15 protein-coding genes and 3 tRNA genes are annotated in these 15,538 nt (G+C 70.7%); 10 read left to right on the top strand and 8 right to left on the bottom strand.

Translation table 11 applies throughout. The features are described from left to right. Positions 1 to 15 precede the first annotated feature (15 nt). Together BSL84_RS18705 and BSL84_RS18700 are read left to right on the top strand one after the other, a co-directional pair. Positions 16 to 1,119 (top strand): Leu/Phe/Val dehydrogenase, encoded by a 1,104-nt coding sequence (locus tag BSL84_RS18705; RefSeq protein WP_030026163.1) that lies wholly within the window; start codon positions 16 to 18, stop codon positions 1,117 to 1,119. Between the two features lie 280 nt (positions 1,120 to 1,399). Beyond that, complete coding sequence (locus BSL84_RS18700; protein ID WP_030026161.1) at positions 1,400 to 1,663, top strand: DUF3073 domain-containing protein; 264 nt, start codon at positions 1,400 to 1,402, stop codon at positions 1,661 to 1,663. A gap of 79 nt (positions 1,664 to 1,742) precedes the next feature. Here BSL84_RS18700 and purM read toward each other — a convergent pair whose 3' ends face one another. From purM to purS, 7 genes are all read right to left on the bottom strand, one after another. After that, the gene (purM, locus tag BSL84_RS18695) at positions 1,743 to 2,813 is read right to left on the bottom strand and encodes a phosphoribosylformylglycinamidine cyclo-ligase (RefSeq protein WP_030026159.1); all 1,071 of its coding nucleotides are present in this window, start codon (positions 2,811 to 2,813) and stop codon (positions 1,743 to 1,745) included. 93 nt (positions 2,814 to 2,906) lie between these two features. Further along, entirely contained in the window at positions 2,907 to 4,424 is a 1,518-nt protein-coding gene (purF, locus tag BSL84_RS18690; RefSeq protein WP_030026158.1) for an amidophosphoribosyltransferase, read from the bottom strand. Positions 4,425 to 4,757: 333 nt separating this feature from the next. Beyond that, positions 4,758 to 5,564, bottom strand: coding sequence for an META domain-containing protein (locus tag BSL84_RS18685; protein WP_045320694.1), 807 nt, complete (start codon positions 5,562 to 5,564; stop codon positions 4,758 to 4,760). 54 nt (positions 5,565 to 5,618) lie between these two features. Next, positions 5,619 to 6,401 carry a maleylpyruvate isomerase family mycothiol-dependent enzyme gene (locus BSL84_RS18680; RefSeq protein WP_075970779.1) on the bottom strand — a complete coding sequence of 261 codons (783 nt, stop codon included), beginning with the start codon at positions 6,399 to 6,401 and terminating at the stop codon, positions 5,619 to 5,621. Positions 6,402 to 6,540: 139 nt separating this feature from the next. Then, entirely contained in the window at positions 6,541 to 8,790 is a 2,250-nt protein-coding gene (purL, locus tag BSL84_RS18675) for a phosphoribosylformylglycinamidine synthase subunit PurL (RefSeq protein ID WP_075970778.1), read from the bottom strand. Then, positions 8,787 to 9,467, bottom strand: coding sequence for a phosphoribosylformylglycinamidine synthase subunit PurQ (gene purQ, locus BSL84_RS18670; RefSeq protein ID WP_075970777.1), 681 nt, complete (start codon positions 9,465 to 9,467; stop codon positions 8,787 to 8,789). The genes purL and purQ overlap by 4 nt, the downstream gene beginning before the upstream one ends. Positions 9,468 to 9,469: 2 nt before the next feature. Further along, a complete protein-coding gene (gene purS / locus BSL84_RS18665) occupies positions 9,470 to 9,721 on the bottom strand; it encodes a phosphoribosylformylglycinamidine synthase subunit PurS (protein ID WP_008740952.1) in 252 nt (83 codons plus the stop codon). A 320-nt stretch (positions 9,722 to 10,041) separates the two neighbouring features. Between purS and BSL84_RS18660 the strand changes: the two genes are divergently transcribed. The 8 genes from BSL84_RS18660 (at position 10,042) to BSL84_RS18625 (ending at position 14,493) form a co-directional block, all read left to right on the top strand. Next, entirely contained in the window at positions 10,042 to 10,359 is a 318-nt protein-coding gene (locus BSL84_RS18660; protein WP_030026152.1) for a histone-like nucleoid-structuring protein Lsr2, read from the top strand. Between the two features lie 88 nt (positions 10,360 to 10,447). Next, a tRNA-Gly gene (locus BSL84_RS18655) sits at positions 10,448 to 10,519 on the top strand. A gap of 72 nt (positions 10,520 to 10,591) precedes the next feature. Beyond that, a tRNA-Gly gene (locus BSL84_RS18650) sits at positions 10,592 to 10,664 on the top strand. A gap of 159 nt (positions 10,665 to 10,823) precedes the next feature. Beyond that, complete coding sequence (locus BSL84_RS18645; protein WP_030026151.1) at positions 10,824 to 11,768, top strand: ABC transporter ATP-binding protein; 945 nt, start codon at positions 10,824 to 10,826, stop codon at positions 11,766 to 11,768. After that, complete coding sequence (locus tag BSL84_RS18640) at positions 11,765 to 12,529, top strand: ABC transporter permease (protein WP_030026150.1); 765 nt, start codon at positions 11,765 to 11,767, stop codon at positions 12,527 to 12,529. Before BSL84_RS18645 ends, BSL84_RS18640 begins: the two co-directional genes overlap by 4 nt. Positions 12,530 to 12,551: 22 nt before the next feature. Further along, the gene (locus BSL84_RS18635; RefSeq protein ID WP_075970776.1) at positions 12,552 to 13,790 is read left to right on the top strand and encodes a sensor histidine kinase; all 1,239 of its coding nucleotides are present in this window, start codon (positions 12,552 to 12,554) and stop codon (positions 13,788 to 13,790) included. Next, a complete protein-coding gene (locus BSL84_RS18630; RefSeq protein ID WP_030026148.1) occupies positions 13,787 to 14,398 on the top strand; it encodes a response regulator transcription factor in 612 nt (203 codons plus the stop codon). The genes BSL84_RS18635 and BSL84_RS18630 overlap by 4 nt, the downstream gene beginning before the upstream one ends. A gap of 22 nt (positions 14,399 to 14,420) precedes the next feature. Further along, positions 14,421 to 14,493, top strand: a tRNA-Gly gene (locus tag BSL84_RS18625). Between the two features lie 47 nt (positions 14,494 to 14,540). Here the strand turns inward: BSL84_RS18625 and BSL84_RS18620 are convergent. Continuing rightward, positions 14,541 to 15,446 (bottom strand): phosphoribosylaminoimidazolesuccinocarboxamide synthase, encoded by a 906-nt coding sequence (locus BSL84_RS18620; protein WP_030026147.1) that lies wholly within the window; start codon positions 15,444 to 15,446, stop codon positions 14,541 to 14,543. Positions 15,447 to 15,538 lie beyond the last annotated feature (92 nt).

Here is a 15,538-nt window from a genome sequence, read left to right as displayed (position 1 = left end):
ATGGGAGTCACCACCGTGACCGAAATGACCGACGGCGTCCTGCACACCCTGTTCCGCACGGAGCAGGGCGGCCACGAGCAAGTCGTGCTGTGCCAGGACCGAGCCACCGGCCTGAAAGCCGTCATCGCGATCCACTCCACCGCCCTGGGCCCCGCCCTCGGTGGTACGCGTTTCCACGCCTACGCCTCGGACGAGGAGGCCGTGCGCGACGCGCTCAACCTCTCGCGCGGCATGTCCTACAAGAACGCCATGGCCGGCCTCGGCCTCGGCGGCGGCAAGGCCGTGATCATCGGTGACCCCGACGTCATCAAGACCGAGGAACTCCTGGAGGCCTACGGCCGGTTCGTCGAGTCCCTCGGCGGCCGGTACGTGACCGCCTGCGACGTCGGCACCTTCGTCGCCGACATGGACGTCGTCGCCCGTGAGACCCGCTGGGCCACCGGCCGCTCCCCCGAGAACGGCGGCGCCGGCGACTCCTCGGTGCTCACCGCCTACGGCGTCTTCCAGGGCATGCGCGCCAGCGCGCAGCACCTGTGGGGCGACCCGACGCTGCGCGGCCGCAAGGTCGGCGTCGCGGGCGTCGGCAAGGTCGGCCACTACCTGGTGGAGCACCTGCTGGAGGACGGCGCCGAGGTCGTCATCACCGACGTCCGCCAGGAGTCGGTGCAGCGCATCCTCGACAAGCACCCGGGCAAGGTCACCGCGGTCGCCGACACGGATGCCCTGATCCGCGTCGAGGGCCTGGACATCTACGCCCCGTGCGCGCTCGGCGGCGCCCTGAACGACGACACGGTCCCGGCCCTCACCGCCGCGATCGTGTGCGGAGCGGCCAACAACCAGCTCGCCCACCAGGGCATCGAGAAGGACCTCGCGGACCGCGGCATCCTCTACGCCCCGGACTACGTGGTCAACGCGGGCGGGGTCATCCAGGTCGCCGACGAGCTGCACGGCTTCGACTTCGACCGGTGCAAGGTGCAGGCCACGAAGATCTTCGACACCACGCTGGAGATCTTCGCTCGTGCGAAGGCCGACGGCATCCCGCCGGCCGCCGCGGCCGACCGGATCGCCGAGCAGCGCATGGCGGACGGCCGCCGGACCCTCTCGGTGACGGCCTCCTAGGGGCCTCTCACGGGACCCGCCGGGGTGCGGCGAGACGGAACTCACTGCACTTCGGCGGGTCGCTCCCCGGGAAAGGGTTAAAATCGCAGCTGACCAGCGAGGACGGGGCGCCTTGCTGGTTCTGCACCGGGGCGCGTCATGTGGGCGGCGTACCGTATGGCCGCGGAAGCAGGTACCGTTAAACCCCTACGGACGGTCTCTTCACGGAGAGCCCGCTCCGAACCATGAACGCGTGTCAGACTCTGGGGCCGTCGAGCCCCGTCACCGAGGGGGTCGAGCCATGGGGCGCGGCCGGGCCAAGGCCAAGCAGACAAAGGTCGCCCGCCAGCTGAAGTACAACAGCGGCGGGACTGACCTCTCGCGTCTGGCCAATGAGCTGGGCGCATCGCCGACAGAGCCGCTGCAGATCAGCGAGCCGGTCGAAGTCGATGACGAGTTGGATGACGACGACGACCCGTACGCCAGGTACGCGGATCTCTACAACAGCGATGACGACGACGAGGACGACGAGTCCGGTCCGTCGACACAGCGTCGCGGCGCTTGACGCCCAGAGGCGTCTGCTCGACACGACAAAGACTGAAACCCGGTCCAGGGCATAGCCCCGGGCCGGGTTTCAGTGCTGCTCAGCTCGCGTAGGAGCCGGTGAGGGTCGCACCCTCGGTGTGGTCGCCGCGGTCCAGGATCTCGCCCGCGACCCAGGCGTCGACGCCCCGGTCGGCCAGCGCGGTCAGTGCCACGTCCACCGACTCCTGCGGGACCACGGCCATCATGCCGACGCCCATGTTCAGGGTCTTCTCCAGCTCCAGCTGCTCCACCTGCCCGGCCTTGCCGACCAGGTCGAAGATCGCGCCGGGGGTCCAGGTCGACCGGTCGACGGTGGCGTGCAGGTGGTCCGGGATGACCCGGGCCAGGTTGGCCGCGAGGCCTCCGCCGGTGATGTGCGAGTAGGCGTGCACCTCGGCCGTACGGGTGAGCGCCATGCAGTCCAGCGAGTAGATCTTGGTGGGTTCGAGCAGTTCCTCGCCGAGGGTCCGGCCGAGCTCCTCCACATGGCGGTCGAGCGACATGCCGGCGCGGTCGAAGAGGACGTGGCGGACCAGCGAGTACCCGTTCGAGTGAAGGCCGGAGGATGCCATCGCGATGACGGCGTCCCCCGTACGGATGCGATCCGCGCCCAGCAGGCGGTCGTACTCGACGACACCCGTTCCGGCTCCCGCCACGTCGAAGTCGTCCGGACCCAGCAGGCCGGGGTGCTCGGCGGTCTCGCCGCCCACGAGGGCGCAGCCGGCGAGGACACAGCCCTCGGCGATGCCCTTGACGATGGCGGCGACACGCTCGGGGTGCACCTTGCCGACGCAGATGTAGTCGGTCATGAAGAGCGGCTCGGCGCCGCAGACGACGATGTCGTCCATGACCATCGCGACCAGGTCGTGGCCGATGGTGTCGTACACGCCCAGCTGGCGGGCGATGTCCACCTTGGTGCCGACCCCGTCGGTGGCGGAGGCCAGCAGGGGGCGCTCGTACCGCTTGAGGGCGGAGGCGTCGAAGAGGCCGGCGAAGCCGCCGAGGCCGCCGAGGACCTCGGGGCGCTGCGTCTTCTTCACCCACTCCTTCATCAGCTCGACGGCGCGGTCTCCCGCTTCGATGTCGACGCCCGCGGCTGCGTAGCTGGCACCGGTGGTCTTCTCTGTCATGACAGGAGAGAGCTTTCGTGTCGTTACTGCGGTTGGTGCGGGGCCCTGGGAAAAGCCTGAAAGACAGGGCCCCGCGCAGGTCGAGCCGGGGACTTACGGGCGACGGAGCGCGTCGGCGGCGTCCGCGCCGCCGGCCAGCTCGGTCTCCAGGAGCTGCTTGCCGAGGAGCTGCGGGTCGGGCAGGTCCATCGGGTACTCGCCGTCGAAGCAGGCACGACAGAGGTTGGGCTTCTGGATCGTCGTCGCCTCGATCATCGCGTCGATCGAGATGTACGAGAGGGAGTCCGCGCCCAGCGACGTGGCGATCTCGTCGACCGTCATGCCGTTGGCGATGAGCTCGGCCCGGGTGGCGAAGTCGATGCCGAAGAAGCACGGCCACTTCACCGGCGGCGAGGAGATCCGGATGTGGACCTCGGCCGCGCCGGCCTCGCGAAGCATCTTGACCAGCGCGCGCTGGGTGTTGCCGCGGACGATCGAGTCGTCCACGACCACCAGGCGCTTGCCCCGGATGACTTCCTTGAGGGGGTTGAGCTTCAGGCGGATGCCGAGCTGGCGGATCGTCTGCGACGGCTGGATGAAGGTCCGGCCCACGTAGGCGTTCTTGACCAGGCCCGAGCCGTACGGAATCCCGCTGGCCTCGGCGTATCCGACCGCGGCGGGCGTACCGGATTCCGGCGTCGCTATCACCAGGTCGGCTTCGACCGGGGCTTCCTTGGCCAGGCGCCGGCCCATCTCGACACGCGAGAGGTAGACGTTCCGGCCGGCGATGTCGGTGTCCGGGCGCGCCAGGTAGACGTACTCGAAGACACAGCCCTTGGGCTTCGCTTCCGCGAATCGGGAGGTGCGCAGGCCGTTCTCGTCGATCGCGATGAGCTCGCCCGGCTCGACCTCGCGGACGAAGCTTGCGCCGCAGATGTCGAGGGCGGCGGTCTCACTCGCCACCACCCAGCCGCGCTCCAGGCGGCCGAGGACCAGCGGGCGGATGCCCTGCGGGTCACGGGCGGTGTAGAGGGTTCCCTCGTCCATGAAGACGAGCGAGAAGGCTCCCTTGACCTTCGGGAGGACCTTGGCGGCCGACTCCTCGATGGTCAGGGGCTTGCCGTCGTCGTCCACCTGGCCGGCCAGCAGGGCCGTGACCAGGTCGGTGTCGTTGGTGGCGGCCACCTGGGTGGCACGGCCGTCCTGACGGGGGAGGTCGGCGACCATCTCGGCGAGCTCGGCGGTGTTCACCAGGTTGCCGTTGTGACCCAGGGCCAGGGAGCCGTGGGCGGTCGCGCGGAAAGTGGGCTGCGCGTTCTCCCACACGGACGCGCCGGTGGTCGAATAGCGGGCGTGACCGACCGCGATATGACCTTGGAGCGAACCGAGGGAGGTTTCGTCGAAGACCTGGGAAACGAGTCCCATGTCCTTGAAGACGAGGATCTGGGAACCGTTGCTCACAGCGATTCCCGCGGACTCCTGTCCACGGTGCTGTAGCGCATACAGTCCGAAGTAGGTGAGCTTGGCGACCTCTTCACCCGGAGCCCAGACACCGAAGACGCCGCAAGCGTCCTGGGGGCCCTTTTCGCCGGGGAGCAGGTCGTGGTTGAGTCGTCCATCACCACGAGGCACGCTCCCGAGTGTAGGCGAGATCGACCACTGGTCCGAATTGGGGACGGCCGGGAAATGTCACAGCACAGAGGGTGACGGGGCGCCTGCGCGCCGGCGCCGGAGCGCCCTGTCGATTCCTACGAAGGCCTCTCGGTCCGTACCGGGTGCGCGGGGCCTCTCAGTGACCGGACCGTCACCCTCCCGGAGCGTCGGCAGGTCGGTTCGGGCCGGGCGCTGGAAGGCAATCCGTTACATGAGGGCCCGCCGGTCCCGCCTGACAGGGCCTTGTGCGTTCGTACGAGGTCCGGCTGGGCCGGAGTACCGCCTCAGAGGCCCGCCGACGGGCCGCAGCGGCTATTCGGCGTCGGACGGCGCCTCCGCGATCAGGCCGTTGCCGTCCGCGGCGGTGAGGGTCAGCAGACGACCCTGGATGCCGTGGACGAGGGGTCCGCTCGCGAACACTTCGGTCAGCTTCCGCTCGACCTCGCCCGCCGGGCCGTCGCACGCCATCCGCGTGGTGGTGAGCGGCCCGAAGGTCAGCCGGTCGCCGTCCCGGGTGGCCTGGGCGCTGAACCGGTTGCAGCCGAGGCTCCCGCTCACCGACAGGTCGGCGGCGATGGTGAACCGGGCCGTGCCGGCGGCCCCCGCGGGCAGCGAGGACACAGACCCGCCGCTGATCAGGGACTGCACGGTCCACTCGACCGCGGTCAGCGGAGCGTCCGGGACGACGGGTTCGGAGGTCATCGCGATCGTGCTCCCGTCGGCGGTCTTCAGGGTGAGCCGGTCCGGCCCCCGGTCGATGGTGAGCCTGCCGCTGAACAGCTTGGCGAAGGCCGTCTCGAACTCCATGTCCGCGCAGGCCATGGCGGTCGTGTCGCCGGGCGTGACCGTCACCGCGGAGGTGCCGGCGAAGGAGAGGGCCGCCGTGAAGCGGTTGCAACCGTAGTTGCCGTCGGCCCGGTTCTCGCCGATGTCCAGACGGGCTGTTTCCGGGGCGTGCAGGGTGCGCCCGCCCGTGGTCAGGGACTCCACGGACCAGCGGCCCACCGGGTCGGGCAGCACCGCGCCGGCGCCCTCACCGGCCTGGCCGCAACCGGCCGCGGCGAGCGCGAGGACGAGGGCCAGCCCTGCGGGGACGGGGACGTGCCGAAGGGTGAGCATGCCCCTGGGACGAACACCCCGGGCGATCGGTTCCCCCACGGCTGCGGCCCCCGCTCAGCTCATCAGGGGGAGCAGCGCCGACAGGTCGGCCCGTTCGCCGCCGGCCCGCACCCGGCCCCCGTCGAGCGCCGCGTCCCACGAGGTACGGCCCGTCGCGAGCCGGATCCAGGTCAGCGGGTCGGTCTCCACCACGTTGGGCGGCGTGCCGCGGGTGTGGCGTGGGCCCTCGATGCACTGGACCACCGCGAAGGGCGGGATCCGTACCTCGACCGACCCGCCGGGGGCCCGCAGGGCCAGGGCGTCGGCGAGCAGCCGGGTGCAGGCGGCCAGCGCCTGCCGCTCGATCGGGATGTCCAGTCCCGCGGCCCGGTTCAGGTCGTCGGTGTGGACCACCAGCTCCACCGTTCTGGTGACCAGGAAGTCGGCCAGGGTCATGTCCCCGATCCACAGCTGGAGCACACGCCCGCCCCGGTTCGCCGCGAGCTCCCGGGCCAGAGCGGCGGCCGCCCGGTCGTAGAGCGCGGGCAGGGGCGCGCCGGCCAGGGTCTCCCGGGTCGCCTCGGAGATCTTCCCGGCGAGGGAGGCGGTGGCGAAGGGCCATTCGACGGCCGTCAGCTCGGAGACGGCGGCGGGCGGCCGCGCCAGGCCCGCGGCCAGCGAGTCGGCGATCCACGCGATGTGCGCGGCGAGGTCGGCGACGGTCCAGTCCCCGAGCCCGCTGGGCCGCTGCAGCTGCTCGGGCTCCAACTGCCCCACGGCCCGTCCGACATGGCCGAACTGTGCGATCACGGCCGCCCTGATCTTGGCGTCGTCGTACTTGCGGGTCTTGGGTGCCATGCCGGGAGTCTGCCCGATCCGGCGCCGCCCGCGCACCGCCCGAACAGCCGCCGAGCAGCGGGGCAGGCGGCACGGCCGGGGCTCCGCACGCGGACTGCGTGCGGGGCCCCGGTCGTGTTCTCGCCGTGCGTGGCGTCGATCAGGCCAGCAGGGCCGGGATCGTCGCCTCGTGGGCCTCGCGGAGCTCGGCCAGGGACAGGCTGAACTCGCCCTGGATCTCGATCTCGTCGCCGTCCACCACGCCGATACGGGCGACCGGCAGGCCGCGCGCACCGCACATGTCGGTGAAGCGGAGCTCCTCGCTGCGCGGGACGGCCACGATGGCGCGGCCCGCGGACTCGGAGAAGAGGAACGTGAAGGCGTCCAGGCCCTCGGGGACCACGACGCGCGCGCCGTTGCCGCCCTTGAGGCAGGACTCGGTGAGCGCCTGGATGACGCCGCCGTCGGACAGGTCGTGCGCGGCGTCGATCATGCCGTCGCGGGAGGCGGAGATCAGGATCTCGGCGAGCAGCTTCTCGCGGCCCAGGTCCACCTTCGGCGGCAGGCCGCCGAGGTGGTCGTGGACGACCTGCGACCAGGCGGAGCCGCCGAACTCCTCGGCGGTGTCGCCGAGCAGGTACAGCAGCTGGCCGGCCTCCGCGAACGCCATCGGCGTACGGCGGTTGACGTCGTCGATCACGCCGAGCACGGCCACGACCGGGGTCGGGTGGATCGCGACGTCGCCGGTCTGGTTGTAGAGCGAGACGTTGCCGCCGGTCACCGGGGTGCCCAGCTCCAGGCAGCCGTCCGCGAGGCCGCGGGTGGCCTCGGCGAACTGCCACATGACGCCCGGGTCCTCGGGGGAGCCGAAGTTCAGGCAGTCGGAGATCGCCAGGGGCTTGGCACCGGTCGCGGCGACGTTGCGGTACGCCTCGGCCAGGGCCAGCTGCGCGCCCGTGTACGGGTCGAGCTTGGCGTAGCGGCCGTTGCCGTCGGTGGCCATGGCGACGCCGAGGTTGGACTCCTCGTCGATGCGGACCATGCCCGCGTCCTCGGGCTGCGCCAGGACGGTGTTGCCCTGCACGAAGCGGTCGTACTGGTCGGTGACCCAGGACTTGGAGGCCTGGTTCGGGGAGGAGACCAGCGCCAGGACCTGTGCGCGCAGTTCCTCGGAGGTCTGCGGGCGGGGCAGCTTGCCCGCGTCGTCGGCCTGGAGCGCGTCCTGCCAGTCGGGGCGGGCGTACGGGCGGTTGTAGACCGGGCCCTCGTGGGCGACGGTGCCCGGGGGCACGTCCACGATCTGCTCGCCGTGCCAGAAGATCTCCAGGCGCTCGCCCTCGGTCACCTCACCGATGACGGTGGCGATGACGTCCCACTTCTCGCAGATCTCCATGAAGCGGTCGACGTGCTGCGGCTCGACGATCGCGCACATGCGCTCCTGCGACTCGCTCATGAGGATCTCCTCGGGCGAGAGCGTCGCGTCGCGCAGCGGGACGGTGTCGAGCTCGACGCGCATGCCGCCGGAGCCGGCGGAGGCCAGCTCGGAGGTGGCGCAGGACAGGCCGGCGCCGCCGAGGTCCTGGATGCCCGCGACCAGCTTCTCCTTGAAGATCTCCAGGGTGCACTCGATGAGGAGCTTCTCCTGGAAGGGGTCGCCGACCTGGACGGCGGGGCGCTTGGCGGGCTTGCTGTCGTCGAAGGTCTCCGAGGCCAGCACGGACACGCCGCCGATGCCGTCGCCGCCGGTGCGGGCGCCGTAGAGGATCACCTTGTTGCCGGGGCCGGAGGCCTGGGCGAGGTGGATGTCCTCGTGCTTCATGACGCCGATGCAGCCGGCGTTGACGAGCGGGTTGCCCTGGTAGCAGGCGTCGAAGACGACCTCGCCGCCGATGTTGGGCAGGCCCAGGCAGTTGCCGTAGCCGCCGATGCCCGCGACGACGCCCGGCAGGACGCGCTTGGTGTCGGGGTGGTCGGCCGCGCCGAAGCGCAGCGGGTCGACGACGGCGACGGGGCGGGCGCCCATGGCGAGGATGTCGCGGACGATGCCGCCGATGCCGGTGGCCGCGCCCTGGTAGGGCTCGATGTAGCTCGGGTGGTTGTGCGACTCGACCTTGAAGGTGACCGCGTAGCCCTGGCCGACGTCGACGACGCCGGCGTTCTCGCCGATGCCGACGAGCATGGCGTCGTTCTGGGGGGCCTTCTCGCCGAACTGCTTCAGGTGGACCTTGCTGCTCTTGTACGAGCAGTGCTCGGACCACATGACCGAGTACATGGCGAGCTCGGCGCCGGTCGGGCGGCGGCCGAGGATCTCCCGGATCCGGGCGTACTCGTCCTCCTTGAGGCCGAGCTCCTTCCACGGCTGGGAGGCGTCCGGGGTTTCGGTGGCGTTCTTGACGGTGTCGAGGCTCATGCGCTGACCAGCTTCTTCAGGACCGACGTGAAGAACGGGAGGCCGTCGGTGCCGCCGGTGCCGATCAGCGGTTCGACCGCGTGCTCGGGGTGCGGCATGAGGCCGACGACGTTGCCCTGGGCGTTGGTGATGCCGGCGATGTCGCGGAGCGACCCGTTCGGGTTCATGTCCAGGTACCGGAAGGCCACTCGGCCCTCGGCCTCCAGTTCGTCGAGCGTGCGCTCGTCGGCGACGTACCGGCCGTCCATGTTCTTGAGCGGTACGGAGATCTCCTGGCCGGCGGTGTAGTCGCTGGTCCACGCGGTCTCCGCGGTCTCCACCCGCAGCTTCTGGTCGCGGCAGATGAAGTGCAGGTGGTTGTTGCGGAGCATCGCCCCCGGCAGCAGGTGGGCCTCGGTGAGGACCTGGAAGCCGTTGCAGATGCCGAGGACGGGCATGCCGCCCCGGGCCTGCTCGATGATGGTCTCCATCACCGGCGAGAAGCGGGAGATGGCTCCGGCGCGCAGGTAGTCCCCGTAGGAGAAGCCGCCCGCGAGGACGACCGCGTCGACCTGGTGCAGGTCCTTGTCGCGGTGCCACAGCGAGACGGGCTCTGCCCCGGCGAGGCGGACGGCGCGCAGCGAGTCACGGTCGTCGAGCGTTCCGGGGAACGTGACGACACCGATGCGAGTGGTCACCGTCAGGCCTCGACCTTCACGGTGAAGTCTTCGATGACGGTGTTGGCGAGGAACGTTTCGGCCATCTTGTGGATGCGATCGAGGGCGGCCTGGTCGACCGGTCCCTCCACTTCCAGTTCGAAGCGCTTCCCCTGACGGACGTCGGCGATCCCCTCGAAGCCCAGGCGCGGCAGTGCACGCTGCACCGCCTGGCCCTGGGGGTCGAGGATCTCCGGCTTGAGCATGACGTCGACTACGACGCGTGCCACTGGCACTCCCGATGAGGTGGTTGGTGCAAGGCGGTTCCTTCAGCGTACCCGGCCGAAATTTCTACGCGGGTAGATATCGGACGGCCTTGATCACCGGGCAGTTTCGGCTTCACCAACGCTTCGCAAAATCCGCAGGAAAACCACGCACCCGGCATTGCGGCGGGACACGCGGAGAGAATTAACTGAGCTTCGCAATGCAATGGGAATCGAGGTACAAAGGAATCAACCGGGATTCCGGACGAAAGTTGCATTGCCCCAAAACATCCGAACAGGCGACATCGCCGCACGTCAGCAGCTGGCGGCGTCGCACGAAGGGACCGATATCCGTGGCGCAGCGCGTAGTGGTCACGCTCTCCGACGACATCGATGGCGGAGAAGCGGCGGAAACGGTCATGTTCGCCCTGGACGGGAAGTCCTACGAGATCGACCTCAATGTCGCCAACGCAAAGAAACTGCGGAAGAGCCTGGAGCCGTTCGTGGCCGCCGGCCGCCGCCAGTCCCGCTCGGGGAAGGCCTTCAAGCACACCTCCGTCGCCCCCGACCCGGCGGTCGTCCGCGCCTGGGCCCGGTCCAACCAGCACGACGTGCCGCCGCGGGGCCGCATCCCCAAGAAGATCTACGAGGCCTACAACGCGGCCCACTGAGGGCCGATTTGCCATCCACCCCCTCCCATCGGCTAATGTGTGGATCACGCCGAGGGGCGAGGCCGCAGGTCAGAGCCTCCGAGGTCGTGCGGGTGTAGTTCAGTAGCAGAACATCCCTCTTCCAGAGGGAAGGCGCAGTGTGCGATTCCTGTCACCCGCTCTGCATGACTTTCCGACCACTCCGGTGGATCGGGTAGAGTGATGCACGTACTGCTCCGGCAGTGCACTGCTTGCGGACGTAGCTCAGTTGGTAGAGCACCACCTTGCCAAGGTGGATGTCGCGCGTTCGAGTCGCGTCGTCCGCTCTGTGAGCGAAGGCCCCGATCATTGCGATCGGGGCCTTCGTCGTATCGGCTCCCGTCCTTATGGCTCCTCATGCTTCCGCCGGGCCTCCTGACAAATGTCATCCCCGGTCATGACAGCGCGCACTGCCGGCCCGCTCCGGGCGCCGCGACGCTTGAGTCATGACTGACACCGTGATCGAAGCGCGGGACCTGCGCCGCGGCTACTCCGGAGGGTTCGAAGCCGTACGGGGCGTCTCCTTCTCCGTGGCGCGGGGCGAGGTCTTCGCCCTGCTCGGCACCAACGGCGCCGGCAAGACCTCCACCGTCGAACTGCTGGAGGGACTGGCCGCGCCGAGCGCCGGCCAGGTGCGGGTCTTCGGCCTCGACCCCTTCGCCCGGCGGGCCGAGGTCCGGCCGCGCACCGGGGTCATGCTCCAGGAGGGCGGGTTCCCCTCCGACCTGTCGGTCGCCGAGACCGTGCGGATGTGGGGCGGTGTCACCACCGGCGCCCGCCCGGCGGCCGAGGTGCTGGAGATGGTCGGCCTGGCAGCACGGTCCTCCGTACGGGTGAAGCAGCTGTCCGGCGGTGAGCGGCGGCGCCTCGACCTGGCGCTGGCCCTGCTCGGCCGGCCCGAGGTGCTCTTCCTGGACGAGCCGACCACCGGCATGGACCCCGAGGGGCGCCGGGACACCTGGGCGCTGGTCCGCGAGCTGCGCGAACAGGGCACCACCGTACTGCTGACCACGCACTACCTGGAGGAGGCCGAGGAGCTCGCGGACCGCCTCGCGATCCTCCACGACGGCGAACTCGTCCTGTCCGGAACCCCGGCAGAGGTGACCGCCACCCGCCCGGCCCGGATCCGCTTCACCCTGCCCGACGGGGTGCCCGCCGCCCGGCTCCCGCTGACGCTGCGGGCGGCGGCCTCCGGGCAGCGCGTGGAGATCCGTACCGGACGCCTCCAGGCGGACCTGACCGAACTGCTCGGCTGGGCCCGGGAGAACGACGTCGAACTGGCCGGACTCGACGCCCGGTCCGCCTCCCTGGAGGAGGCCTTCCTGGAGATCGCCCACAGCCGCCGCGACACCGGCGGCCGTACCGAGGACACGATGGCGGGGACCCGATGAACACGCTCACCCTCAACACCGGCCGGATCACCGCACTCGGCCGCTCCGAACTCACCCTGCTGGTGCGCAACCGGGCCACGCTCACCCTGGCCCTGCTGATGCCGCTGCTGATGGTGTTCGTCCTGCGCTCCTCCCTCGACGGGGCCGAGGGCGCCCAGGCCGTGGGCGAGGCCACCCTGACCGGCGGGATCGGCATGGTGCTGCTCCTCGTCGTCCACATGAACCTGGTCTCCTCCTACGTCGCCCGCCGCGAGGAGCTCGTCCTGAAGCGGCTGCGGACCGGCGAGGCGAGCGACGTGGAGATCCTGGCGGGCACCGCACTGCCCGCCGCCGCCCTCGCGCTGGCCCAGGTCGCCGTCCTCGCGGTCGCCGGGGCGGCCGCCCTGGACGTGCGCATGCCGCGCAGCCCGCTGCTGCTCGTGACGGCCGTCCTCGCCGGCGTCCTGCTGCTCGCCGCGCTGTCCGCCGTGACCAGCGCGTTCACCCGCACCGTGGAGACCGCCGGCCTCACCACGCTGCCGCTGTTCCTGGCGACCGTGCTCGGCTCGGGGATGTTCGCCCCGACCGACGCGCTGCCGGACGCGGTGGCCTCGGTGTGCGAACTGCTGCCGCTGAGCGGCGTGATGGCACTCGTACGGGCCGGCTGGAGCGGCGGCGCCGCGGGCGGGGACCTGCTCGGTGCCGGCCTCACCACGCTGGCCTGGATCGTGATCAGCGTGTTTGCTGTCCAGCGGTGGTTCCGCTGGGAACCGCGCCGGTAGAACGAGTCGGGGGACGGGCCCAGTGCCGAAGTTGACGGGATGGTGGAAGAACCGCAGCAGTGCGGGGAAGATCGAGCTGTACACGCGGGGGTCGTTCCACCTCTTCGTGCTCCTGGAGATCACGTCGTTCGGCTTGGCCCCCGTGGCCTCCGCGGCGAGGGAGTCCCCCGCAGCGGTGGCGGTGTCGCTCTTCCTGCTGGTGTTCGCCCACGCCATCCTGTGCGGGGTGCTCACCTCCAAGGCGCTGCACTGGGTGTTGGGGCGACGCGAGCACCCCACCCGGCTGGCGCTGGCGACTGCCGCCGCGACGGCCGCGTGCGTCCTCGGCGTCCTGATCCTCCGGGTGACCGGCCACATATCCGAACCGGCCATGGCACCGACGCTGGTGGCGGGACTGACCTGGTTCGCCTCCGGATCCCTGGTCCTGTGCCTGCGGCCCGTGAAGCGCATGTGGTACGTCCCCGCGGCTGCGGCGGTCTCGACCGGAATGGCCGCGCTCGCCCTGGGCATACCGGCCGCCACGGCGCTCGGGTACGCCGTCGGCGTACTGCTGGGCAGCCTGTTCTTCGGCGCCACCTGCGGGTTCTCGGCGTGGCTGCTGACCACCGTCTACGAGCTGGACCGCTCACGCGAGGTCCAGGCCCGGCTCGCGGTGGCCGAGGAACGGCTGCGCTTCGGCCGGGACCTGCACGACGTGATGGGCCGCAACCTGGCGGTCATCGCCCTCAAGAGCGAGCTGGCGGTACAGCTGGCCCGACGCGAACGCCCGGAGGCCGTGGAGCAGATGATCGAGGTCCAGCGGATCGCCCGGGAATCGCAGCGGGAGGTACGGGACGTGGTGCGCGGCTACCGGGAAGCGGACCTCGCGGTGGAACTGGAGGGCGCGCGCGGAGTGCTCAGCGCGGCCGGGATGGACTGCCGCGTCGACTTCGGGACCGCACCCGAACTGCCCTCCGAGGTCCAGTCGGCGCTCGGCTGGGTGGTCCGCGAGGCCACCACGAACGTGCTGCGGCACGGGGACGCGCAACGCTGCCTGATCCGGCTGACCGCCCTGGAGGGCGGAGCCGTCACGCTGGTCGTGGAGAACGACGGGGCGCCGCAGACCCCCGCCGGGCCGCCCGGCTCCGGTCTGGCCGGCCTGCGCGAACGGCTCGCCGTACTGGAAGGGACGCTGGAAGCCGGCCTCGTCGGCGACGGCCGGTTCCGCCTGCGAGCGCAGATACCGGGCCGAGGACTGGAAGAACTGGAGGTGCGGGCGTGAGCCCCGTACGCGTACTGCTCGCCGACGACGAGCACCTGATCCGCGGGGCGCTGGCCGCGCTCCTCGCGCTGGAGGACGACCTGCTTGTCGTCGCGGAGGCGGCCTCGGGCCCCGAGGCACTGGCGATGGCACGGGCGCACCGGCCTGACGTGGCGGTACTGGACCTGCAGATGCCGGGCGCCGACGGTGTGAGCGTCGCCACAGCGCTGCGCGCCGAACTCCCCGACTGCAAGGCCATGATCGTGACCAGTCATGGGCGGCCCGGGCACCTGAAGCGGGCCCTGGCGGCGGGGGTGCGGGCCTTCGCCCCCAAGACGGTCTCGGCGCAGCGGCTGGCCGAACTGATCCGGACCGTGCACGCCGGAGGCCGTTACGTGGACCCGGAGTTGGCTGCCGACGCGATCAGCGCGGGGGACTCCCCGCTGACCGCCCGGGAGGCCGAGGTGCTGGAGCTGGCGGAGGACGGCGCGCCGATCGCGGAGATCGCGGAGCGGGCCTCGCTCTCGCAGGGGACCGTCCGCAACTACCTCTCCTCGGCGGCCACGAAGCTCGGTGCGGAGAACCGGCACACGGCAGTGCGTCTCGCACGGGAGCGAGGTTGGGTATAGTAGGTCTCGCCTTACGGCGCCTGCGGACATAGCTCAGTTGGTAGAGCACCACCTTGCCAAGGTGGATGTCGCGCGTTCGAGTCGCGTTGTCCGCTCTGTAGGGAAGAAGCCCCGGTCCTCGGACCGGGGCTTCTTCGTTTCCCTACGACCAGTCCAGGCCGGTCAGGCGCTCGTAGGCCTCGATGTACTTCGCGCGGGTCTGCGCGACGACCTCCGTCGGGAGGGCCGGCGGCGGGAGTTCGCCCTTCGGGTCCCAGCCGGAGGCGGCGGAGGACAGCCAGTCGCGGACGTACTGCTTGTCGAAGGAGGGCTGCGAGCGGCCCGGCTCCCACTGGTCGGCCGGCCAGAAACGGGAGGAGTCCGGGGTCAGCACCTCGTCCGCGGCCACCAGCGTGCGGTCCTGCGGGTCGAAGCCGAACTCGAACTTGGTGTCGGCCAGGATGATGCCGCGCTCGCGGGCGATGTCCCGGGCCCGGGAGTACACGGCGAGGGTCGTCTGGCGCAGCAGCGCGGCCGTCTCGACACCGGTGGTGCGCGCGACCTCCTCGTAGGAGACGTTCTCGTCGTGCTCGCCGACCTCGGCCTTGGCGGCCGGGGTGAAGATCGGGCCGGGCAGCTCGGAGCCGTCCACGAGACCCTCGGGCAGGCCCAGTCCGCAGACCGTGCGGGTCTGGTTGTACTCGGCGAGGCCGGAGCCGGTGAGGTAGCCGCGGGCCACGCACTCGACCGGGACCATGTCGAGCTTCTTGCAGATCAGCGTGCGGCCGGCCCAGTCGGCGGGAGCACCGGCGGGCGGCTCGGTGGAGATGACGTGGTTCGGGACGAGGTCCGCGAGCTGGTCGAACCACCACAGGGAGAGCTGCGTCAGGACGCGGCCCTTGTCCGGGATCTCGGTGGGCAGGACCCAGTCGAAGGCGGAGATGCGGTCGCTGGCGACCATGACGAGGCGGCCGTCCTCGTCCTGGTAGAGGTCGCGCACCTTGCCGGTGTGGAGGTGGACGAGGCCCGGAACCTGAACCGGCTCGGGCTTTTCGACGAATCCGGACACGGGGTCTCCCTGTGGTTCTGTATGAAGCGCACCCCGATTCTCGCGCACCGGCGTCCCCTCCCAAGACAAGGGGTGCGTGCGCCGGGGCCCGC

It is taken from the genome of Streptomyces sp. TN58, from assembly GCF_001941845.1.
GTDB lineage: Bacteria > Actinomycetota > Actinomycetes > Streptomycetales > Streptomycetaceae > Streptomyces.
Note: the sequence above shows the minus strand (reverse complement) of the source record. Positions and strands in the feature narration are given on the sequence as shown.